Genomic DNA, 21,218 nt, shown 5'->3' on the forward strand with positions numbered 1-21,218 from the left:
GGCGTAAGTATAGTGAATAAAAATTCATTAAACAAGCATAAATATATTGCTTGTTGAATTATTCCTGCATGTAATTTTTCGGTAGTTTAATCCGTGCAGCGCCTGACGCTATGGCGGCTTCTGCAACGGCTTTAGAAACCCGTGTGCGTAACCGTGGGTCGAGCGGTTTGGGGATGATGTAATCTGGCCCAAACTCAAGTTTATCAACCCCTGCAGCTTCAAGAACCGCAGTTGGCACAGGCTCTTTGGCTAATTGGCGAATGGCTTCGACAGCCGCTAGCTTCATCTCGTCATTGATAGCTCGCGCACGCACATCTAAAGCGCCCCTAAAAATGAATGGAAAACAGAGTACGTTATTCACTTGGTTTGGATAATCTGAACGCCCAGTTGCCATGATCAGATCATCACGCACAGCAACAGCTAACTCAGGTTTAATTTCAGGATCTGGATTAGAACAAGCAAAGACAATAGGCTTAGCGGCCATCAATTTTAACGCATCGGGCGGTAACAGATTCGGACCCGATACCCCAACAAAGACATCGGCCTCGGTAATCACTTCAGCTAACGTACGTTTATCGGTGTTGTTGGCGAACAGGGCTTTGTATTCGTTTAAGTCTTCACGGCGCGTATGAATCACGCCTTTTGAATCGAGCATATAGATATGCTCACGTTGCGCGCCGCATTTTATCAGCAACTCCATACAGGCAATAGCGGCGGCGCCAGCACCTAGACACACGATTTGCGCTTTACGTAATTCTTTGCCTTGAATTTCTAACGCATTGAGCAAACCTGCTGCGGTTACAATAGCGGTACCATGCTGATCATCATGGAAAATCGGCACATCACAACGTTCAATTAAGGCTTGTTCGATTTCAAAGCATTCTGGAGCCTTGATATCTTCGAGGTTTACCCCACCAAAACTGTCAGCAATATTGGCAACGGTATTGATAAAGTCTTGGGTGGTACGGTGGGTGACTTCAATATCAATCGAGTCTAAGCCAGCAAAACGCTTGAATAACAGAGCTTTACCTTCCATCACGGGCTTAGATGCCATCGGCCCCAAGTTACCTAATCCGAGAATAGCGGTACCATTAGAGATAACTGCGACCATGTTGCCTTTAGCGGTGTATTTGTAAACATCATCAGGGTTTTCAGCGATAGCACGCACAGGTTCAGCAACGCCGGGACTATAGGCTAGCGCTAAATCTTTACTGGTTGCGGCTGGTTTTGTGAGTTCAATACTGATTTTACCTGGCGTTGGATACGCATGATAATCCAAAGCCTGTTTACGAAAGTCGGTCATGGTTGTTATGCACCTTGGGCTATCGCCAATTTAACAGGGGTTATAAAGAATATAACGATGATGAATAATTGACGGGTTAGATGCAATGATTTTTTCAACATGTCATACCTCATAACAAGTTCAGTTAGGCGGTTGAGCGGGCGATATTGAATAACCAAGAGCAGCGATGGTTGGGTCGATATAAGGTGAGATTAAACTATTCGTGACGAGGCAAACAGCGGGATGATACAACAGGTAGAAAGTACAGGTGCTTAAATTAGCACCATATCAAAATCTTTATAAAACAATGGCTAAAGACTATATTCAAACAAAAAAGGCGCATTTCGGCGCCTTTTTTGCAAATCTCGCTAGAAGAGCTTGAAAACAGCTTACTTCTTGCCGCCCAACACGCTGAAACGCTTGTTGAACTTCTCAATACGACCACCGGTATCCATGATACGTTGCTTACCAGTGTAGAACGGGTGACACTCTGAACATACGTCTAAGTGCAACTCGCCGCCTTTGGTTGAGTTGGTGGTGAACGAGTGGCCACATGCACAAGTTACTTTCATTGCGCTGTAATTAGGGTGAATACCTTCTTTCATGGGGGTTACCTCAGTTAGGCTGCATCGCCACCCGATCTGCTGCCGAGCACCATGCAAATTCATCAATACACAATACGATGGATTATTATCCAATCGCTCAAAATTAGGGCGCGAATTGTAACGGATGTTTGGCGCTTAGTAAAGTAGCCGATAAAGCTTTAACCCGAGGCCTGCGCTCAGGTAAACTGGAACTATGACTCAGGTAATTCAAGTTGCGCTGCCGGTACCCTTGCTGCGCCTATTCGACTATGACTGCAGCACCTTGCCAGCGCGAGGGGCGCGGGTACGGGTGCCGTTTGGTAAGCGCGTGATGGTCGGAATTTGTATTGGTGCCGCAGAGCAGCCGCAGCCCTACCAGCGCAAAGCCGTGCTCGAGGTGCTTGACGAGCAATCCTTGTGGCCTGAGCACCTGTGGCAGATGCTGACCTTTGCCGCTGATTACTATCAGCATCCACTCGGCGATGTATTGCAACATGCCTTGCCTGCTTTACTGCGCCAAGGTGAAGGTGCCTCTTATCAAGCTACCACCCTCTATCAAGTGACTAACGCTGGAGCCGCACAAGAGTTAGCACCATTGCAGCGCGCTCCACAGCAGCAACGATTGTTGGCTACCCTGCAGCAGCGTGCGTTGTTAGCACGCGATATTCGCATTGAAGAGTTTTCAGCAAGCGCCCTCAAAGCCCTACAAAGCAAAGGTTGGGTTGAGGCTGTAACTCATGTGCCCGCAGCCGATACGCAGTGGGGCTTTAAGATTGCTGCCGAGCCATTGCAGTTAAATCCTGAGCAGGCCCTTGCGGTTGCGGCTATTGCTGCGGCAACGCAGCCGCGGCCTTATTTGCTGGAAGGCATTACCGGCAGTGGTAAAACCGAAGTGTACCTGCAAGCGATGGCGCAAGTGTTGCGAGAGGGCAAACAAGTGCTGATGCTGGTGCCTGAAATTGGGCTGACACCGCAAACCTTACGGCGTTTTCAACAACGTTTTGACGTCCCTGTGGTGATGTTGCACTCAGCGCTGACTGACCGCGAGCGTTTGGATGCTTGGTTAGATGCGCGCGCGGGTAGCGCTGCCATCATCATTGGTACCCGTTCGGCTATTTTCACGCCCTGCGCCAAGTTAGGCATGATCTTGGTCGATGAAGAACATGATAACTCGCTAAAGCAGCAAGACGGCTTTCGCTATCATGCTCGCGATCTTGCCGTGGTGCGCGCTCAATTAGAGCAGGTGCCGGTGATTCTAGGTTCAGCGACTCCCTCGTTCGAAACTCTCAATAATGCCTTACAGGGGCGTTACGGCTATTTACAACTAACCGAGCGAGCTGGCTTGGCTAAACCTGCCAAGCACGTCGTCATCGATATGAAAAATCAGCCACTTAAGGCTGGTTTATCCAAACCTTTGATTAGCCTCATTGAGCAACAACTAGCTGCAGGACAACAGGTACTACTGTTTTTAAATCGGCGCGGTTATGCACCGGCACTGCTTTGTCATGAATGCGGTTGGCTAGCCCAATGTCGCCGCTGTGATGCTTATTACACTGTCCATCAAGGGGATAAACAGCTACATTGCCATCATTGCGGGGCCACGCAACGCCTGCCGCAGCAATGTCACGACTGTGGTTCAACGCAATTAGTAGGCCGCGGGGTTGGTACTGAACAATTGGAACAAACGCTCACTGAGTTGTTCCCAGCGTATCCAGTGCTGCGTATCGACCGTGACAGTACTCGCCACAAAGGTAGTTTAGCGAAGTACTTAGAAGATGCGCGCGCTAATAAGTATCAGATTTTAGTGGGCACCCAAATGCTAGCCAAAGGACATCATTTTCCTGAAGTAACCTTGGTTGCTTTGCTAGATGTTGATGCCGCTTTATACAGTGCCGATTATCGTGCAGCCGAACGCCTAGGCCAACTCTATACCCAGGTAGCAGGTCGGGCCGGGCGGGCTAGTAAACAAGGCTTAGTGGTGCTGCAAACCCATCATCCGGAGCACGAGCTCGTACAAGACTTGGTCAATAATGGCTACGGGCATTTTGCGCGGACGGCGCTGCATGAGCGTCAGCTTACCCAGTTGCCGCCATTTTCCTATCAAGCATTGTTTCGGGCAGAAGCTCAGCATGCGACTGCAGCCGTCGCGGCACTGGAATTTATTGCCAGCTACTTTAACGAGATTGCTGACATCAGTGTGTTAGGGCCATTACCAGCGTTACTGGAACGCCGAGCAGGTCGCCACCGGTTTCAATTATTGCTGCAATTTCAACAGCGTGGGCTTCGTGCGCAAGTGCTGCGTCATGTTTTGCCTCAATTAGAGCAGCGCGCCGAACTGCGCAAAGTGCGCTGGTCGTTAGATGTTGACCCACAAGACTTCACCTAGCGGTTTTTTTTCTGCCCCCAACAGCGTAAAATGCGGCAAGATATTTTTTGCTTTTCACTCTTTGTTTTTAAGGCCATATCAATGAAAGAACAGTTGGAACAAATTCTTGCCACCGCGATTGCTGATTTACAGCAACAGGGCGTGCTACCAGCCGATGTGCAACCACGCATTCTGCTCGACCGCCCCCGCGATAAAAGCCATGGCGATTTTGCCACCAACTTAGCTCTGACCTTGGCCAAGCCGGCGGGAATGAACCCGCGCGCCCTAGCCGAGGCGTTGATAGCAGCCTTACCTAAGGTTGATTGGTTAGCTCAAGCGGATATCGCAGGGCCAGGATTTATCAATTTCACCCTGAGCCAACAGCAGCTGATTGATCAATTGGAGCACGCTTTAGCCAGTGCAACTACGGGGATTCAAGCGGCCTCGGCGGCAAAAACCATCGTGATTGATTACTCATCGCCTAACCTCGCCAAAGAAATGCACGTTGGCCATTTGCGTTCAGCTATTATCGGTGACGCTGTGGCGCGGGTACAAGAATTGCTGGGCCACAAGGTGGTACGACAGAATCATGTGGGCGATTGGGGTACCCAGTTCGGGATGCTATTAGCGCACATGGAAGAACTAGGTGATGCTGAGTTAGACATGCAGCTTAGTAATCTAGAGACCTTTTATAAGGCGGCCAAGAAACGTTTTGATGACAGCCCTGAATTTGCTAACCGCGCGCGCGAGCTGGTGGTTGCGCTGCAATCGGGTGAGGCGCGCTGCCGTCAGTTATGGCAACAGTTTATCGATGTGTCGTTAAGCCACTGCCAAGAAGTTTACGACCGTTTAGGCGTGGCCCTTACACGAGCTGATGTGATGGCGGAGAGTGCTTACAATGAGGATCTGCCGCAAGTCATTGAAGATTTAAAAGCACAAGGTCTGTTAGTAGAAGACCAAGGTGCACAATGTGTCTTCCTAGACGAATTTAAGAATAAAGATGGTGAAGCGCTACCGGTTATCGTACAAAAATCGGGTGGCGGCTACTTGTATGCAACCACCGATTTGGCAGCAGTACGCTACCGCCAGAATGTGTTGCATGGCGACCATTTGATGTACTTTGTTGACCAACGCCAAGGCTTACACTTTCAGCAGATCTTTACCCTAGCTAAAAAAGCCGGCTTTGCCCGGGCTGATTTGCAAATGGACCACTACGGATTCGGTACCGTGATGGGTAAAGATGGGCGCCCGTATAAGAGTCGTGACGGTGGTGTCACCAAGTTAGCAGATTTGCTTGATGAGGCAGAAAAACGCGCGCTAGAACTGGTGCAGCAGAAAAATTCAGATTTAACTGCCGCCGAGCAAGAGCACGTAGCTAAAGTGGTCGGTATCAGCTCAGTGAAATACGCGGACTTATCAAAAAATCGCACCAGCGATTACATTTTTGATTGGGACACCATGCTTAGCTTTGAAGGCAATACTGCGCCTTATCTGCTGTATGCTTACACGCGGGTGGTCAGTATTTTTAACAAGGCCCAGATCAATCCGGCAGAAGTGAGTGGCGAGTTTGTCTTAAATGATGAGCGTGAACTGGAGTTAGCCAACTTATTAGTTCGCTTTAACGAAGTGGTGCAGCAAGTTGCAGATAAAGCCATGCCACACTTCTTATGTGGCTATCTGTTTGAGTTGGCGGGTAAATTCTCAAGTTTCTATGAAGCCTGTCCGATTTTACAGCAAGACGACCAAGCGCTGCGTCAAAGTCGCTTGAAGTTAGCCGCTTTAACTGCCAAAACGTTACGCCAAGGGTTGCAGTTATTGGGTATTCATACACTTGAGAAGATGTAAGCATGGATTACGCCAATCGTAAGCGTCCACCCAAACGGCCACCGGTAAAGAAAAAGCCAGCCGCCAAAAAGGCCTCAGCTCAACGCGCTGTGCCTTGGCGCATAGTGGTGTTAGCTCTGGTACTGGTTGGCTTGTTCGTGTGGGGTTTGGTTACTATCGCTGGTAAACGCCATCAGCAACCAGCGGTCAGTCAGTCACAGCCCGAGCCTGTGCCAGCGACGGTGCCACAATCCATCAATGAACTGCCAGAGTTACCGCAAGAGCGCTGGGAGTATATTGACGAGCTAGAAAACCAAGAAGTGATTGTGGATGTGCCAGAACGTGAGGTGGGCCCACCGAAAGTGATGCAATGCGGTTCGTTTCGGCAATTGGCCGATGCAGAGCGCTTGCGTGCGCAAATTGCGATGGCCGGCTTAGAGTCGCAAGTCCGTACTACCGAAGGTCAAACTGGCACCTGGCATCGAGTGATTCTAGGGCCTTACGCAACAAAACGCGAAGCCGAAGCCGAGCGCCACAAGCTAGAACGTGCCCGCATTCACAATTGCATGATTTGGAATTGGGAATAACCTGCCTATTGAATTTCGCAAATTCGTCCTCATAACTGGTTCATAGCAACCAAGAGGACGAATTGTGACTACTATCGTATCTGTCCGCCGCGGTGACAAAGTTGTCATCGGTGGCGATGGCCAAGTTTCACTTGGCAACACCGTAATGAAAGGCAATGCACGCAAAGTAAGACGGCTATACAACGGTCAAGTATTGGCTGGGTTTGCTGGCGGTACTGCGGATGCTTTCACCCTATTTGAACGTTTTGAAAAGAAACTTGAGGTGCATCAGGGTAACCTCATGCGCGCTGCTGTTGAGCTTGCCAAAGACTGGCGTACCGACCGTGCTCTACGCCGACTCGAGGCGCTGTTGGCCGTGGCTGACAAGCATACGTCACTGATCATCACTGGTAATGGTGATGTAGTGCAACCCGAGCATGATCTCATTGCGATTGGTTCAGGCGGGCCGTTTGCCCAGTCAGCAGCCACGGCACTACTCGAAAACACCGATTTAAGCGCGCGGGAGATTGTTGAGAAAGCGCTCACTATCGCAGGTGATATCTGTGTCTTTACTAATAGTTTCCAAACCATCGAAGAGCAGGAGTCGGTAGCCAATGTCTGATATGACCCCACGTGAAATTGTTGACGAACTTAACCGTCATATTATTGGCCAAGACAATGCCAAAAAAGCAGTCGCAGTAGCGCTACGTAACAGATGGCGACGGATGCAGTTAAGTGATGAATTGCGTCCTGAAGTGACCCCAAAGAATATTTTGATGATAGGGCCAACCGGGGTGGGCAAAACTGAAATCGCACGGCGGTTAGCTAAGTTAGCCAATGCTCCTTTTATCAAAGTAGAAGCCACTAAATTCACTGAAGTTGGCTATGTTGGTAAAGAAGTGGAGTCTATCATTCGCGATCTTACTGATACAGCAGTGAAGCAAACGCGTGAACAGATGATGCAAAAAGTACGTTTCCGAGCTGAAGAAGCCGCTGAAGAACGTATTCTCGACGCGCTATTGCCACCCGCTAAAAAGACCGGTTGGGCTGACGAAGCCGAGCCAGAGCGTGATAGCAGTAATACTCGCCAAGTATTCCGCAAAAAACTGCGCGAAGGTCAGCTTGATGATAAAGAAATTGAGATTGAGTTAAGCGCGCCGCAAATGGGCGTAGAAATTATGGCGCCACCAGGAATGGAAGAAATGACCTCGCAATTGCAGAGCATGTTCCAAAACCTAGGTAGCGGCAAAGCAAAACCGAAGAAGCTGAAGATCAAAGACGCCTTCAAGCACCTGATTGAAGAAGAAGCGGCGAAAATGCTAAACCCTGAAGAAATCAAGGAGCAGGCGCTGCAGTCGGTTGAGCAAAATGGCATTGTGTTCTTAGACGAAGTGGACAAGATCTGTAAGCGCGGTGATGTCTCGGGCCCAGATGTAAGTCGCGAAGGCGTACAACGCGATTTGCTTCCACTCGTAGAAGGCACCACAGTATCAACCAAGCACGGCATGGTAAAAACCGACCATATCTTGTTCATTGCTTCAGGTGCTTTTCAGATGTCTAAGCCATCAGATCTGATTCCTGAGCTGCAAGGTCGGTTACCTATTCGAGTTGAGCTTAATGCGCTAACCAGCGGTGACTTTGTGCGCATTCTGACCGAGCCGAATGCCTCTTTAACTACCCAGTACAAGGCTTTGATGGCAACCGAAGGGGTAGATATTGAATTTACCGCAGATGGGATTGCGCGGATTGCTGAAACAGCGTTTCATGTGAACGAAACCACGGAAAATATTGGGGCGCGTCGTTTGCACACAGTGCTGGAGCGTTTGATGGAAGAAATATCTTTTAAAGCCAGTGACTTACATGGGCAGAGAATTGAAATTGATGCTGCCTATGTCGAGCAACATGTGGGCCAATTAGCACAAGACGAAGACTTAAGTCGCTTTATTCTGTAAGCGCTTGAGCTAACGCAGTAAAGCCTTGCTTTTGCCTAGGCCGTTTACCCGCTATACTGTGCAAAGTTAACGCATCGGTGCCTACCTGCAAGCCCGCAGGTAGGTTGCCAGCACAGAGAGTAGGGGAATGGCCATGGAATACAATACTTCAGAACTTTGCGATTTATATCCGGACATGATTGATGTGGTCGAGCCCATGTTTATTCATTATGGCGGGCGCATCAGTTTTGGTGGTCAGTTAGTCACCATCAAGTGCTTTGAAGATAAAGGCGTGATTGAAGAAGTCGTACAGCAGCAAGGCACTGGCAAAGTACTTTTAATTGATGGCGGCGGTTCTAATCGACGTGCATTGATTGATATTGCTATCGCTGAATTAGCCTTTGATAACGACTGGGAAGGTATTGTTTGCTATGGCGCAGTGCGCGATGTTGAAGCTCTAGACGAGCTTGATATGGGCATTATGGCAGTCGCTTCTATTCCGGTTGGAGCCATCAGTGAAGGCGTTGGTGAAGTGGACGCAGCAGTGAACTTTGGTGGGGTAACCTTCTTACCTGAAGACCATCTTTATGCTGATAGTACCGGCGTGATTATTTCTCCAGAACCTCTCGATATCGAATAACCTATGTTGTTTGAAGCCCTACCCACCGCTACTTGGTTTACCCCTCGTAGCGGTGAAACTCGCTTGGGCCAAGTGCTCACTTGGCTACCACCTGTTGCTGATATCCCTGCTTATAACAAGGCCCTCGCCCATGCTTGGCAGCAAGGCCAAAGAATCGCGATTATTGGCGTGCCTGAAGGTATTGGCCCGCGTGCCAACTTAGGCCGAGGGGGTGCTGAACATGGCTTTCATGCCGCCTTAAAAAGCTGGCTCAATTTACAAGCTAACGCCCACCTAGTAACGGATCAGATACTGATGCTAGGCGCTTTAGCTTGTGATGATTTACAGCAACAAGCGAACCAGCTTGAGGTAACGGAGCCGTCACAATTGGCCCAATTAAGGCAGCTGTGTGCCGAGCTTGATAGTCGCCTAAGCGCTGTGTTGACGCCGCTCTTTAGCCAAGGTTTTCGGGTGATTTTAATCGGTGGCGGACACAATAATGCCTATCCGTTATTACAATCATTAGCCACTGCCAAAGCTAGCCCTGTTGCCGCCATCAATTTAGATCCCCATGCTGATTTTCGTGCTTTAGAAGGGCGCCATAGCGGTAATGGTTTTTCTTATGCACATGCGGCTGGGGTGTTACAACACTACCATGTGATGGGGCTACACCTAGCTAAGAACAATGCCGCCAGCCTGCAAGCATTAACTGCTGCTGGGTTTAGCTACAGCAGTATTCAAGCCATTTACCAACAGGGCTGGCAACCTTTGTGGTCAGCGCAACTAGCGCAGCAAGCGCAGGGGCAACTGCCGTTAGGCATAGAAGTGGATATTGATGCGATTCAAGGTGCGCCTGCAAGTGCGATTAATTATTTAGGCGTGAGTGCGGCGCAGGCCTGTCAGTTTGTCGCACAATTGGCGCAGTTACCCCATGCCGCATACCTGCATTTAGCGGAAGCCGCACCCAGCTTACACCCCGCCGGACAGGCTGTGGGAGACATGGTGTGCGGGCAACTACTCAGCGAATTAATGCTGGCTTTTATCGGCGTTGACCTTGATGCCAGCAACCACGCAACTGCTGCAGGCCAAACTGATAGCTAAGTGTGGCTGGGTCGGCACAGTCCCACCAGCATAGATCAGCCCGCATTCCAGCTTTTAACTGACCGCGGTCGTGAAGCCCCAGTGCTTGTGCGGCCGCCACCGTTACTCCACGTAAACACTCTTCTGGGGTTAGCCGAAACAATGTCGCGCCCATCTGCAACATCAATAACAAACTAAAAATAGGCGAAGTGCCTGGGTTGGCATCCGTTGCTAAGGCAATAGGTACCTGGTACTCACGCAACAATGCTAATGGCGGTAATTGTTGTTCCCGCAAAAAGTAATAAGCTCCGGGTAACAACACCGCAACGGTATTACTCGCCGCCATGGCCGCGACGCCAGCCTCGTCGAGATATTCGAGGTGGTCACAAGATAACGCCTGATAACGCGCGGCTAATTGGCTCCCTGCTTGGTTACTGAGTTGCTCTGCATGTAATTTAACCGGCAGATTTAGCGCTTTGGCTGCAGCAAACACGCGCTCAGTTTGAACCGTGGTAAAGCCCACCTTCTCACAAAAAGCATCCACTGCGTCGGCTAATCCCTCGGCTGCTATTTGCGGTAGAATCTGCTCTACAATGAGGTCGATGTATGCATCAGGCTGCTGTTGATATTCAGGTGGTAAGGCATGGGCTGCGAGCAAAGTGGTTACCACCGACACTGGATTGTTATCGGCTAAGGCTCTAGCCGCTAATAGCTGTTTCCGCTCATGCTCATAGCTGAGGCCATAGCCAGACTTGATCTCGATGGTAGTAACGCCTTCACGCATCAACGCCTCTAAGCGTGGTTGGCTCAGCGCGATTATTTGCTCAAGGCTTGCCGCTCGAGTGGCGGCAACGGTAGCTGCAATACCGCCGCCTTGAGCAGCGATATCAGCGTAGCTAGCGCCATGCAAACGCTGGGCAAACTCATTAGCGCGCGAGCCTGCCCAAACTAAATGAGTATGGCAGTCAATCAGGCCGGGGGTAACCAAGCCGCCGCCACCGTCAAGCAATTCTACTTGGCTTAGATCAGGGCCTCCTTCGGCATGACTGAGATGCTCACCAGCATACTGAATTCCGCTAGCGTTAAACACAATCAGGCCTTGTTCAATAAGACCGTAGCCATCGCCTTGCATGGTGGCTAAACGGACATTGTGGATGGCTTGCAGGGTGGAAGCTGACATGAATTTTCCCTTTGCTACTTGTATATACAATTAAGCTTGCCTACACTCTAGCACAATTTAATAAATCTTAAAGTGTAGAGGCATGGCAAAGTTCTCGGTTATTAAACAACATCTGTATCAAAAAATAGCCTCTGGAGAGTGGCCTGAAAATCATCCGGTAAGCTCAGAAAATGCCTTAGCACAGCAATTTAACGTGAGTCGCATGACCGCGCGGCGTGCCCTGCAAGAACTGGCGGATGAGGGCTTGGTGTTGCGCAACAAAGGCTCTGGTACCTATGTGGCGCCGCTAAAGTCGCAAACATCCTTTATGGCTATACGCAATATTGCCGATGAAATTGCCAATCGCGGCCACCAGCATCAAGCTATTGTGCACACACTTAAAGCTCAACCGGCTAGCCCGCAAGTCGCGGAGTTTCTGCAAGTACCGGTAGCCAGCAAAGTCTTTTTCTCGGTCATCACTCATCTAGAAGACGGGGTGCCGGTGCAGGTAGAAGAGCGTTACGTGAACCCTTCCATGGCCACGCACTACCTCAAACAAGATTTTACCAAGCTCACCCCGCATGAATATTTGAGTGCGGAATCACCGCTAACCGAAGCTAGCCACCAAATTGAAGCGGTTAGCCCTAGTGCACAATTGTGTGAATGGTTGCGCTTAAGCAAGCCAGAGCCGTGCCTACGGATTATTCGCCGTACCTGGAGTCATGCCGGTATTGTTACTTATGCCGTGCTAACCCATCCAGGTTCACGTTTTGTGCTAGGCGGCCATTTAACCTTTAAATCTTAGTAAGCAAAGGAGCTACGATGAGTTTCACCCGATTAGATAGCAGTCGCCAGATTCGTGCAGACCGCGGTAGTCAGCTCACTACAGCAAACTGGCAGATTGAAGCTGCCAAACGGATGCTGATGAATAATCTCGACCCAGAAGTGGCAGAACATCCGCAAGCGCTCGTGGTGTATGGCGGTATTGGCCGCGCCGCGCGCAGCTGGGAAGCCTACGATAAAATCGTTGAAGTATTAGAACGCTTGCAGCCCCATCAAACTTTATTGGTTCAATCGGGTAAGCCAGTGGGAGTATTCACGACTCATGAAGATGCGCCGCGAGTCCTGATTGCCAACTCAAATTTAGTACCTCAGTGGGCCACTTGGGAGCACTTTAACGAATTAGATCAGCAAGGCTTGATGATGTACGGTCAAATGACCGCAGGGTCTTGGATCTACATCGGCTCGCAAGGCATTGTTCAAGGTACTTACGAAACCTTTGTGGCCGTGGCGCGCCAGCATTTTGGCGGCGAAACTCGTGGCCGTTGGATCCTTACCGGCGGGCTTGGCGGTATGGGTGGAGCGCAGCCGCTGGCGGCAACCATGGCGGGCTACAGTATGCTGGCTGTTGAAGTGGACGAAACTCGAATTGATTTTCGCTTGCGCACGCGCTACCTGGACTACAAAGCCGAAAGCCTAGATCAAGCACTGCAACTGCTAGAGCAAGCACGAGCCAAGGGCGAAGCTATTTCGGTTGGCTTGCTTGGCAATGCCGCCGATGTTTATGCGGAGCTGGTAGCCCGTGGGGTTACTCCCGATGTGGTGACAGACCAAACTTCAGCACACGATCCTTTGCATGGCTATGTCCCACAAGGTTGGAGTTTAGCCGACTATCAGCTACAACAGCAGCAAGCCCCAGCCGCCACCGTAGCTGCCGCGAAACAGTCGATGGCAGTACAAGTACAAGCCATGTTAACGCTGCAACAGCGAGGCGCGGCAACCCTTGATTATGGCAATAATATTCGGCAGATGGCAAAGGATGTGGGGGTAGCCAATGCCTTTGATTTTCCAGGCTTTGTGCCAGCTTATATTCGTCCTTTGTTTTGCCAAGGGATAGGCCCATTCCGTTGGGTCGCGTTATCTGGTGACCCTGAAGATATCTATAAAACGGACGCCAAGGTGAAAGAGCTTATCCCAGACGATAAGCACTTACATAATTGGTTAGATATGGCGCGTGAACGTATTGCCTTCCAAGGCTTGCCGGCTCGTATTTGCTGGATTGGCCTAAAAGACCGTGCGCGCATTGCAAAAGCTTTCAATCAGATGGTAAGAACCGGCGAGTTGAAAGCGCCGATTGTGATTGGCCGTGACCATCTAGATTCTGGCTCTGTGGCCAGCCCTAACCGCGAAACCGAAAGCATGTTAGACGGCTCCGATGCAGTGTCAGATTGGCCGTTGTTAAACGCCTTGTTAAATACCGCAGGTGGCGCAACTTGGGTTAGCCTACATCATGGCGGCGGGGTTGGTATGGGTTACTCCCAACATGCCGGCGTGGTGATTGTTGCTGATGGTAGTGATGCTGCTGAGCAACGTTTAGGCCGAGTGTTATGGAACGATCCTGGCACTGGCGTGATGCGTCATGCCGATGCTGGCTACGAAATTGCACAAGAGTGCGCCCGTGAGCAAGGCTTAGATTTACCTATGGTGGAGCAATCCAAATGACAGCAATGACGAAGATGCCAAGTTTTGAATTACAGCCAGGTGCATTGGGTTTAGAGCAACTGCGCGACTGGTGGCAGCAGCCACAGCAATTGAGTTTGACGAGCGCAGCTTATGAAGCAATTGCTAAGTCACAACAAACCGTAGCTGCGGTGCTGGCCGCCGGCAAAGTGGTCTATGGCATTAATACCGGCTTTGGCTTGCTGGCAAACACTCGTATCCCACCCGAAAAATTAGAAGATCTACAGCGCCGTATTGTGTTATCCCATGCTGCAGGTACTCAAGAGCTGATGAGTGATACCGTTGTCCGCTTGATGTTGTTACTCAAAATCAACTCGCTCAGCCGTGGCTATTCTGGCGTCCGCCAAGAGGTTATTGATGCGTTGGTTGATTTACTTAATCATCAAGTGTACCCCTGCGTACCCAGCAAAGGCTCAGTAGGTGCGTCGGGTGATTTAGCCCCGCTGGCGCATCTGGTGTTGCCACTACTAGGTGAAGGCCAAGTTCGCATCAATGGCGAGATCTACGATGCGGTTACCGGTTTAGCTAAAGTAGGGTTGCAGCCGCTCGGCCGCTTAGCACCCAAAGAGGGCTTAGCGCTACTTAATGGTACCCAAGCGTCCACGGCTTTGGCGTTGCATGGTTTATTCCAAATCGAGCGGGTATTTGATGCAGCCTTGGTCACTGGAGCTATGTCAGTAGAGGCTGCCATGGGCTCGCGTTCACCCTTTGATGCACGAATTCATGCGGTGCGTGGTCAACCCGGCCAAATCGCTGTCGCAGCGAGCTTCCGGCAGCTCTTGGGTGATACGTCAGAGATTGGTAGTAACCATGCGGATTGCGAAAAAGTTCAAGATCCTTATTCGTTGCGATGCCAACCACAGGTGATGGGTGCGGTCTTTGATCAGCTGCAACATGCCAGCGCTATTTTGGTGCGCGAAGCTAATGGTGTAACCGATAACCCGCTGGTATTTTTTGATAATGGCGACATTATTTCAGGAGGCAACTTCCATGCCGAACCAGTGGCAATGGCAGCTGATATCTTAGCGATTGCGGCCAGTGAGATTGGTGCCTTATCGGAACGCCGTAGTGCACTTTTAATCGACCACCATCTAAGTAACTTGCCACCTTTCTTAGTGAATGACGGTGGGGTTAACTCGGGCTTTATGCTGGCGCAGGTGACTGCAGCTGCTCTTGCTTCAGAGAATAAAACCCTAGCGCATCCGGCATCGGTTGATAGTCTGCCGACCTCGGCAAACCAAGAAGATCATGTGTCTATGGCTACCTTTGCCGCACGAAGATTGTCAGATATTGCAGCTAACGTGCGTGATATTGTAGCTATTGAGCTATTAGAAGCGGCTCAAGGGTTAGATTTTAGACGCCCGTTAAAAGCTGCTAATGCAGTAGAACAGGCGCATGCCATGGTAAGGTCAAAGGTAGGTTTTTATGATCAAGATCGTTACTTTTCGCCTGATATCGCTGCTATTTCACAGCTTATCAAGCAAGGTGAGTTATCTTCATTAATAACCACCGGGGCATTACTTGAGGACGCTTAAGCGTCCTCTTCTTCATCTTTAAGCGCTTGGCAGTCAACACACAGAGCAACGTCTGGTTTGGCTGCTAGCCGCGCTGCTGAAATTTCGTCACCGCACTCAATACAATAGCCATATTCGCCACTACGCATACGTTGCAGTGCAGCTTGTGCGCTTTCAGCGTTACGGCTGTTGGGTTGCTCGTTGACCACGGTTTCTAACTTACTACGGATGCGTAACAACTGCTGGGCGGTTAATGATTCACTCATGTTTACGTCCTTTTTATTTTTTCTTCGCTAAAACAACAAACTGGCCAGTAAATTCTGCGACCGGTTTATCGCCATCGTAAATTTGCGACTTAAGCGTTACGCGTGCGTTTTGCCCCTGGCTAAGGCTGCTTAAATCCCCGGTAAAACTTGATAAGCGAGCCAGCGCTCTAGGTTCTTTACTCACCGGTTTGTGGTAGCTGATCTGTCCATCGGCTAACACAATGGCTCCGGCTAACTCTCTTTCGCGCAATTGTAAATGCAGTAAGCCCCAGCATGTCAAGGTTGCGAGTGAATAAATACTGCCGGCAAACATAGTGCCATGCACATTAATATTGCGCGACAAGATGGCAGCCGTCTCAAATTCGCGCCCCGTATACTGAGTAATACGTATGCCCATGGTATCCGTGATAGGAATTTCTTGATGCCAGGTTTGTTGTAGATCTTGGCACCAACTAGGACGATAAATAATGCGGTTAAACTCGGTAAAGGTTTTGCGCAACTGGTGCTCGGCTTGCGGGTTTTTCACGGTATCGCCTTCTTCTACCACCTCGTAGCCGCATTTAATGTAAAAACCGAGGGTATTATCACGTGAGTTAATCACAACATGCTTGGCACCTTCAGCACGAGCTACCTTTTCTAGTTCATGCACGATAGCTACGCCATGGCCTTCGCCCCGGTGCTCAGGAGCCGAGGCCATAAACCTGATTTGTCCCTCGTCAGGGCTATTAAAATGTAAACGGCCAATAGCAATGGCTTCGCCGGCACTGTTCACCACCATACGATGTTGACCTACACCATCATATTCATCTTGTTCAGAGCCGCGTGGACGTTGAAAAGGCTCGCGCAATACCCGCCAGCGCAGATAATAATAACTTTCCCATTGTTCTGGCGTAGACGGCGTAATTACTCGATACATAAATGTTTTTATCCTTTACTAAGTCTTTGCTGCGGGTACCTGCAGTAAGAAAGTCACGGGGCCATCGTTCACCAGGCTAACTTGCATGTCGGCACCAAACTGACCGGTTTGGCAGAAAATACCAAGCTTAGTTAACTCTGCAACAAAGGCCTCATAAAGAGGCTCTGCTTGAGCCGGAGCTGCCGCAGTAGAGAAACTTGGCCGTCGGCCAGAATCAGTATCGGCTGCCAAGGTAAACTGCGACACCACTAACGCTTGGCCACGGGCATCGATTAAACTCACATTCATTTTGTCATCGGCATCGGCAAAGATGCGATAGTGAGCCACTTTGTTCGCTAACTTGTGCGCATCAGCTAGGGTATCGCTGGTGGCTACCCCGAGCAAGATCAGTAAGCCCTGTTCTATCGCACTAACCTTAACATCAGCCACACTCACGCTAGCTTGGCGCACTCGTTGAATTAAAGCTTTCATTCAGACCCCTGATCTCCAGTGTTAGAGGTTGCTGCTGCAGCGGGATCGGCCTCAGGAGGTGCCGCTGGGGTAGTGAACTCTTCAATACTTGCGGTTAATTCGGCACCCAGCAACACAATATTCCATGACACGAAAATCCACAGTAACAAAATTGGGATAGCAGCCAAAGCCCCATAAATGGCTTCGTAACTAGGGAAAGCAGTGATATAGGCCGCAAAGCCTCTTTTGCTGACTTCGAACAAGATGGCCGCTAGCAACGCACCCCAAAAGGCATGCCGCACCCGTACGATACGGTTCGGCATCATTACGTACAGCAGTAAAAAAGCAACCAGCGAGGTGACAATCGGCACTGCGCTGAGGAGCGTGGTACGAATTCCTGATACGTAATCTTCAGCAAATGCCGTCAAAGATATCAGATAAGAGCTCACGGCCATTCCCGAACCCATCAAAATAGGGCCCAAGGTTAAAATCATCCAGTACACAGCTAACGCAACCACAATGCGGCGGCGTTGATGGTTACGCCAAATACGGTTCATGGTGGCATCAATGGTGCTGATAAGATTTACCGCCACCACAATCACAAAAACCACCCCAATGGTGGTCATCTTAGAAACATTACCAACAAAGGTATTTAAGTACTCGCTAATGACTTCGCTAGAAGTGGGCAGCAAATTGGCGAATAAAAAGGCTTCTAGCTGTTCACGTAACTCTTCAAACATAGGAAAAGCCGAGAAAATCGAGAACATCACCACCATCATCGGCACCAACGCCAACATGCTAACAAAGGTTAAGTGGCCGGCAATAATGGTGACGCGGTCGTCTAAACAGCGCTTGCCAAAATACAACAAAAACCGCCCTGCGTAGCGCAGCCGTTCTAACCCTTGTTGTTGCCAAGATGACAGCTCGGTCATGGTGATTCCTTGAGTTAATCTGACTATTTAGTAGGGCGTTATAATCCCAAACCCTAGTGCTTGCGTAAAGACTATATCAAGATAGAGGAGCAAGTATGCGGATAATTATAGGTGCAAATGGTGGTTTAGGTCGTGCGTTGGTGGATTATTACAGCCAAGCTGAACCTGTGATTGCTGTTTCTCGAACAGCGCCGCCGGTATCCTTGGCCGCTGAGGTGACTTGGGTACAAGTCGCAGGTTACCAGCCAGAGCATTTAGCGCCGCTGTTTGAAGTCTTAACGGAGCAGTTGGCCGCCGGTCAGGTCGTGAGTGGGGTGCTTAGCGCTATTGGGTTATTACACACCGATAGTTATCAGCCAGAAAAGCGTTTAGCGGATCTTAATCTGGCGCAGTTACAACATCAATATCAGGTGAATGCCATATTGCCGCTATTGCTGTTACAGCAATTAGTGCCTTACTTACCTCGGCAGCAACCATGCAGCTTTGTGCAATTGAGCGCCAAGGTTGGCAGTATCACTGATAACCATTTGGGAGGCTGGTACAGTTATCGAGCCAGTAAAGCGGCCCTAAACATGTTGCTTAAAACCGCCGCGATAGAGTTACGACGTACACATAAACAGCTCACCATCGCAGCGATTCATCCGGGTACCACGGATACCGAACTTTCTAAACCCTTCCAAGCCCGACTCACGCCAGATAAGCTCTACTCTGCGCAACTATCGGCACAACGTATTGCAGCTGTCATCGCACAACTCGATCCGCAGCACAGCGGTGCGCTTTGGCATTGGGACGGTACCTTACTACCTTTTTAGATGGTGGCTATGATAGTTTGTTGGTTAGTTTCTTTATTAAACAACAGCCTTGCAGGTATACTGTGGTGATTACACCACAGCAAATAAGGAGATGTTATGCGAGTTCTGCTGCAGATTGCCAGTGTTGCCTTAGGCGCAGTACTGTTAACGGGCTGCCAAAGTGCTTACTACGGCGCCATGGAAAAAGTCGGCATTCATAAGCGCGATATTCTCGTGGATAGAGTGGACGATGCTCGTGAAGCGCAAGGCGATGCCCAGCAAGAATTTAAATCAGCGTTAGAACAACTTGATGCGTTGTTGAACATTGACGGTGGTGAGCTAGAGCAGCGCTACAATGCGTTAAATGATGATTATGAAGCCAGTAAAGCGGCGGCCGAGCGGGTTAACGATCGCATTGAAGCTATTCATGATGTCGCCGAAGCACTGTTTGACGAATGGCAAGATGAACTTGCGATGTACTCTAATGACGCCATGCGTCGCCAAAGCGAGCGCTCACTTCGTGATACCGAACGGCGGTACAAAAGTCTGTTAGCAAGTATGGAGCGGGCCGCGGCAACCATGGACCCCGTGTTAGCTAAACTGCAGGACAACGTTCTATTTTTAAAGCATAACCTCAATGCGTCGGCGGTAGATGCCATTCGCGGCGAGTATCGTAGTTTAGAAACGGATATAGCTGTGTTGATCAAAGAAATGGAAGCGGCAATAGCGGAATCTGACGCCTTTATTAAAGCCATGCAAGAGGGACAATCATGAGTTTACTTATCATTGCCGGCAGCAGCCGCGTAGATTCTATTAATGCCGTGCTGCAGCAACGAATTGCGGCAGTCGCAACGGCTGCGGGCGAGGCCTGCCACCTGTATGCTGCCGCCGATTTAGATGCACCTTTGTATCAAGGCGACTACGAGCAAGAAAATGGAGTACCGTCAAATATTCAGAAGCTAGCGACAGCTATCAACGACGTCACCAAAGTGATTATTGTATCGCCTGAATACAATAGTTCGATTCCGCCTTTATTAAAAAATGCGATTGATTGGTCGACCCGGCTACCACAGAATCCGTGGCAGGGTAAAACCGTGTTACTAGCTGGCGCTGCGCCAGGTCGCTTAGGCTGTATGCGGGTATTGACCCATTTAAATACAGTGATGAGTGCTGTACAAAGTTGGGTTGCACCCATGTTTCTTAGCTGCGCTAATGCCAGCGCAGAAAGCCTAGCTGAGTTTGACCAAGCAGCTATTGAGAGCTTTATTGCGCAAGGTGGCTAATTTTAAGCCGAGTTAAGCCTGCAAGCCCTTGAAGTAACATTCAATGGCTTGTTTGGCGGTACTGTTTAAATCAAACAAGCTTTTATCGAGTAGCCAGTTGTACATCAGCCCATCAACCAAGCTGAATAATCCCAACACAATCGCTTGAGAATTAAGATCGGCACCAATAAGGCCTTTCTTTTTTGCTTCATCAAGCAAAATACAAGACTCTTCAATGCAAGCGTTACGACCGCCTAGATGGCGTAAATGAATCGGTAAGGCATCGTCCACGTATTCGCATTTGTGCAGCAAGATATTGATTAGCGCCTGCATGTGCGGATCGTGCTCAACCTGGTGAATAATATGAAAGCACCGCGCTTTTAGAATAGCTAGTGGATTATCCTGATGAGCTTGGACAATTTCTTCTAGCATTTCATCCACAGGCAGTTTCACCCGATCCATCAATGCATTGATAAGATCCAGCTTGTTTTGAAAGTAATGATAAATAGCGCCGCGTGTTACCCCAGCGGCTTCGGCAACTTGCATCATCGAGGTATTAGCTACCCCGTTACTACTAAATACTCGCTCAGCGGCATCTAATAACTCAGTGCGGGTTGTTAATGCATCAGCTTTTGTACGGCGTACCACAATTCACCTCAATTGAATAAACTATGGACGATTATAAACTATTTTATACAAACATGCATGTATGTATGTATAAATGCAAAACTTGCAAGATAAGATCTTAATCCCCATAGCTTAACTATAGAGTTAAAGTATAGAGTTAAAGACAAAAAATAGTCATTGTTGAACCGCAAGTGCTATGCTCAAACGTAGCCTAATAAGTTTTAACAGGGGGTTGCCATGAAGAATGAGATTGATCAACGCTTAGTATTAGATGCTTATGAGACAATTCATGAATACGGTAAAGCCGAACAAGGTAAGCATACCTTAGAGGGTATTTCGGCCTATACCGACCACGATGGCTATACCGTCTTTTTAGAGGGACATGGCGTACGTATGACGCTAGAGTTCCACAATAAATATCATTTGGATTATGAAAATGAACGCCAGTATGAAATGTTCATGCGGGCACTAGAAAATATTAGCCAAGGCCATTACGAGCCCAAACGCACCGAAACTTAACCCAGAGTAGG

The 21,218-nt window shown here is 49.4% G+C and carries 22 protein-coding genes; 14 read left to right on the forward strand and 8 right to left on the reverse strand.

Annotation, left to right across the window (positions count from 1 at the left end; genetic code table 11):
* Positions 1-58: 58 nt before the first annotated feature.
* Together ACQ661_RS07895 and rpmE are read right to left on the reverse strand one after the other, a co-directional pair.
* Positions 59-1,303, reverse strand: coding sequence for a malic enzyme-like NAD(P)-binding protein (locus tag ACQ661_RS07895; RefSeq protein ID WP_110076426.1), 1,245 nt, complete (start codon positions 1,301-1,303; stop codon positions 59-61).
* A 368-nt stretch (positions 1,304-1,671) separates the two neighbouring features.
* Positions 1,672-1,887, reverse strand: coding sequence for a 50S ribosomal protein L31 (rpmE, locus tag ACQ661_RS07900; RefSeq protein WP_110076968.1), 216 nt, complete (start codon positions 1,885-1,887; stop codon positions 1,672-1,674).
* A 193-nt stretch (positions 1,888-2,080) separates the two neighbouring features.
* Here rpmE and priA point away from each other — a divergent pair, with 193 nt between their 5' ends.
* The 7 genes from priA (at position 2,081) to ACQ661_RS07935 (ending at position 10,272) form a co-directional block, all read left to right on the forward strand.
* Complete coding sequence (gene priA, locus ACQ661_RS07905; protein WP_313932936.1) at positions 2,081-4,252, forward strand: primosomal protein N'; 2,172 nt, start codon at positions 2,081-2,083, stop codon at positions 4,250-4,252.
* 81 nt (positions 4,253-4,333) lie between these two features.
* Positions 4,334-6,076, forward strand: coding sequence for an arginine--tRNA ligase (gene argS / locus ACQ661_RS07910; protein ID WP_431668098.1), 1,743 nt, complete (start codon positions 4,334-4,336; stop codon positions 6,074-6,076).
* A gap of 2 nt (positions 6,077-6,078) precedes the next feature.
* Positions 6,079-6,642 carry an SPOR domain-containing protein gene (locus ACQ661_RS07915; protein WP_153826264.1) on the forward strand — a complete coding sequence of 188 codons (564 nt, stop codon included), beginning with the start codon at positions 6,079-6,081 and terminating at the stop codon, positions 6,640-6,642.
* Positions 6,643-6,706: 64 nt separating this feature from the next.
* Positions 6,707-7,243, forward strand: a complete 537-nt coding sequence (gene hslV, locus ACQ661_RS07920; protein WP_110076971.1) for an ATP-dependent protease subunit HslV — start codon at positions 6,707-6,709, stop codon at positions 7,241-7,243.
* Positions 7,236-8,573 carry an HslU--HslV peptidase ATPase subunit gene (gene hslU / locus ACQ661_RS07925; protein ID WP_110076972.1) on the forward strand — a complete coding sequence of 446 codons (1,338 nt, stop codon included), beginning with the start codon at positions 7,236-7,238 and terminating at the stop codon, positions 8,571-8,573. Before hslV ends, hslU begins: the two co-directional genes overlap by 8 nt.
* Positions 8,574-8,706: 133 nt before the next feature.
* A complete protein-coding gene (gene rraA / locus ACQ661_RS07930; RefSeq protein WP_110076973.1) occupies positions 8,707-9,192 on the forward strand; it encodes a ribonuclease E activity regulator RraA in 486 nt (161 codons plus the stop codon).
* A gap of 3 nt (positions 9,193-9,195) precedes the next feature.
* Entirely contained in the window at positions 9,196-10,272 is a 1,077-nt protein-coding gene (locus tag ACQ661_RS07935) for a formimidoylglutamase (protein ID WP_431668099.1), read from the forward strand.
* On the opposite strand, the gene hutI is transcribed toward ACQ661_RS07935, so the two are convergent.
* Complete coding sequence (hutI, locus tag ACQ661_RS07940; protein WP_110076988.1) at positions 10,211-11,416, reverse strand: imidazolonepropionase; 1,206 nt, start codon at positions 11,414-11,416, stop codon at positions 10,211-10,213. The two genes, ACQ661_RS07935 and hutI, sit on opposite strands and share 62 nt — an antisense overlap.
* A gap of 97 nt (positions 11,417-11,513) precedes the next feature.
* On the opposite strand from hutI, the gene hutC reads away from it, so the two are divergent.
* The 3 genes from hutC to hutH are packed head-to-tail and all read left to right on the forward strand — an operon-like array spanning position 11,514 to position 15,465.
* The gene (gene hutC / locus ACQ661_RS07945; protein WP_153826262.1) at positions 11,514-12,215 is read left to right on the forward strand and encodes a histidine utilization repressor; all 702 of its coding nucleotides are present in this window, start codon (positions 11,514-11,516) and stop codon (positions 12,213-12,215) included.
* A gap of 17 nt (positions 12,216-12,232) precedes the next feature.
* Positions 12,233-13,912 (forward strand): urocanate hydratase, encoded by a 1,680-nt coding sequence (gene hutU, locus ACQ661_RS07950; RefSeq protein ID WP_153826261.1) that lies wholly within the window; start codon positions 12,233-12,235, stop codon positions 13,910-13,912.
* A gap of 14 nt (positions 13,913-13,926) precedes the next feature.
* A complete protein-coding gene (gene hutH, locus ACQ661_RS07955) occupies positions 13,927-15,465 on the forward strand; it encodes a histidine ammonia-lyase (RefSeq protein WP_153826316.1) in 1,539 nt (512 codons plus the stop codon).
* On the opposite strand, the gene ACQ661_RS07960 is transcribed toward hutH, so the two are convergent.
* From ACQ661_RS07960 to ACQ661_RS07975, 4 genes are read right to left on the reverse strand one after another with little or no spacing between them, the layout of a single operon-like run.
* Positions 15,462-15,710 carry a TraR/DksA family transcriptional regulator gene (locus ACQ661_RS07960; protein WP_110076977.1) on the reverse strand — a complete coding sequence of 83 codons (249 nt, stop codon included), beginning with the start codon at positions 15,708-15,710 and terminating at the stop codon, positions 15,462-15,464. The two genes, hutH and ACQ661_RS07960, sit on opposite strands and share 4 nt — an antisense overlap.
* A gap of 13 nt (positions 15,711-15,723) precedes the next feature.
* On the reverse strand, positions 15,724-16,626 hold the full coding sequence (locus ACQ661_RS07965; protein ID WP_313932942.1) for a bifunctional GNAT family N-acetyltransferase/hotdog fold thioesterase: 903 nt from the start codon (positions 16,624-16,626) through the stop codon (positions 15,724-15,726).
* An 18-nt stretch (positions 16,627-16,644) separates the two neighbouring features.
* Entirely contained in the window at positions 16,645-17,097 is a 453-nt protein-coding gene (gene dtd, locus ACQ661_RS07970) for a D-aminoacyl-tRNA deacylase (protein WP_431668100.1), read from the reverse strand.
* Complete coding sequence (locus ACQ661_RS07975) at positions 17,094-18,008, reverse strand: virulence factor BrkB family protein (RefSeq protein ID WP_110076980.1); 915 nt, start codon at positions 18,006-18,008, stop codon at positions 17,094-17,096. The genes dtd and ACQ661_RS07975 overlap by 4 nt, the downstream gene beginning before the upstream one ends.
* A 95-nt stretch (positions 18,009-18,103) precedes the next feature.
* Here ACQ661_RS07975 and ACQ661_RS07980 point away from each other — a divergent pair, with 95 nt between their 5' ends.
* The 3 genes from ACQ661_RS07980 (at position 18,104) to ACQ661_RS07990 (ending at position 20,082) form a co-directional block, all read left to right on the forward strand.
* The gene (locus ACQ661_RS07980; RefSeq protein WP_110076981.1) at positions 18,104-18,820 is read left to right on the forward strand and encodes an SDR family NAD(P)-dependent oxidoreductase; all 717 of its coding nucleotides are present in this window, start codon (positions 18,104-18,106) and stop codon (positions 18,818-18,820) included.
* 96 nt (positions 18,821-18,916) lie between these two features.
* Entirely contained in the window at positions 18,917-19,573 is a 657-nt protein-coding gene (locus ACQ661_RS07985; RefSeq protein WP_110076982.1) for a DUF2959 domain-containing protein, read from the forward strand.
* A complete protein-coding gene (locus ACQ661_RS07990; RefSeq protein ID WP_153826258.1) occupies positions 19,570-20,082 on the forward strand; it encodes an NADPH-dependent FMN reductase in 513 nt (170 codons plus the stop codon). The genes ACQ661_RS07985 and ACQ661_RS07990 overlap by 4 nt, the downstream gene beginning before the upstream one ends.
* A gap of 12 nt (positions 20,083-20,094) precedes the next feature.
* On the opposite strand, the gene ACQ661_RS07995 is transcribed toward ACQ661_RS07990, so the two are convergent.
* On the reverse strand, positions 20,095-20,709 hold the full coding sequence (locus ACQ661_RS07995; RefSeq protein WP_431668101.1) for a TetR family transcriptional regulator: 615 nt from the start codon (positions 20,707-20,709) through the stop codon (positions 20,095-20,097).
* A 216-nt stretch (positions 20,710-20,925) separates the two neighbouring features.
* Here ACQ661_RS07995 and ACQ661_RS08000 point away from each other — a divergent pair, with 216 nt between their 5' ends.
* Positions 20,926-21,207, forward strand: a complete 282-nt coding sequence (locus tag ACQ661_RS08000; protein WP_110076985.1) for a DUF3081 domain-containing protein — start codon at positions 20,926-20,928, stop codon at positions 21,205-21,207.
* Positions 21,208-21,218: the final 11 nt, after the last annotated feature.

Source organism: Pseudidiomarina sp. WS423, assembly GCF_050750165.1.
Classification (GTDB): domain Bacteria; phylum Pseudomonadota; class Gammaproteobacteria; order Enterobacterales; family Alteromonadaceae; genus Pseudidiomarina; species Pseudidiomarina fusca.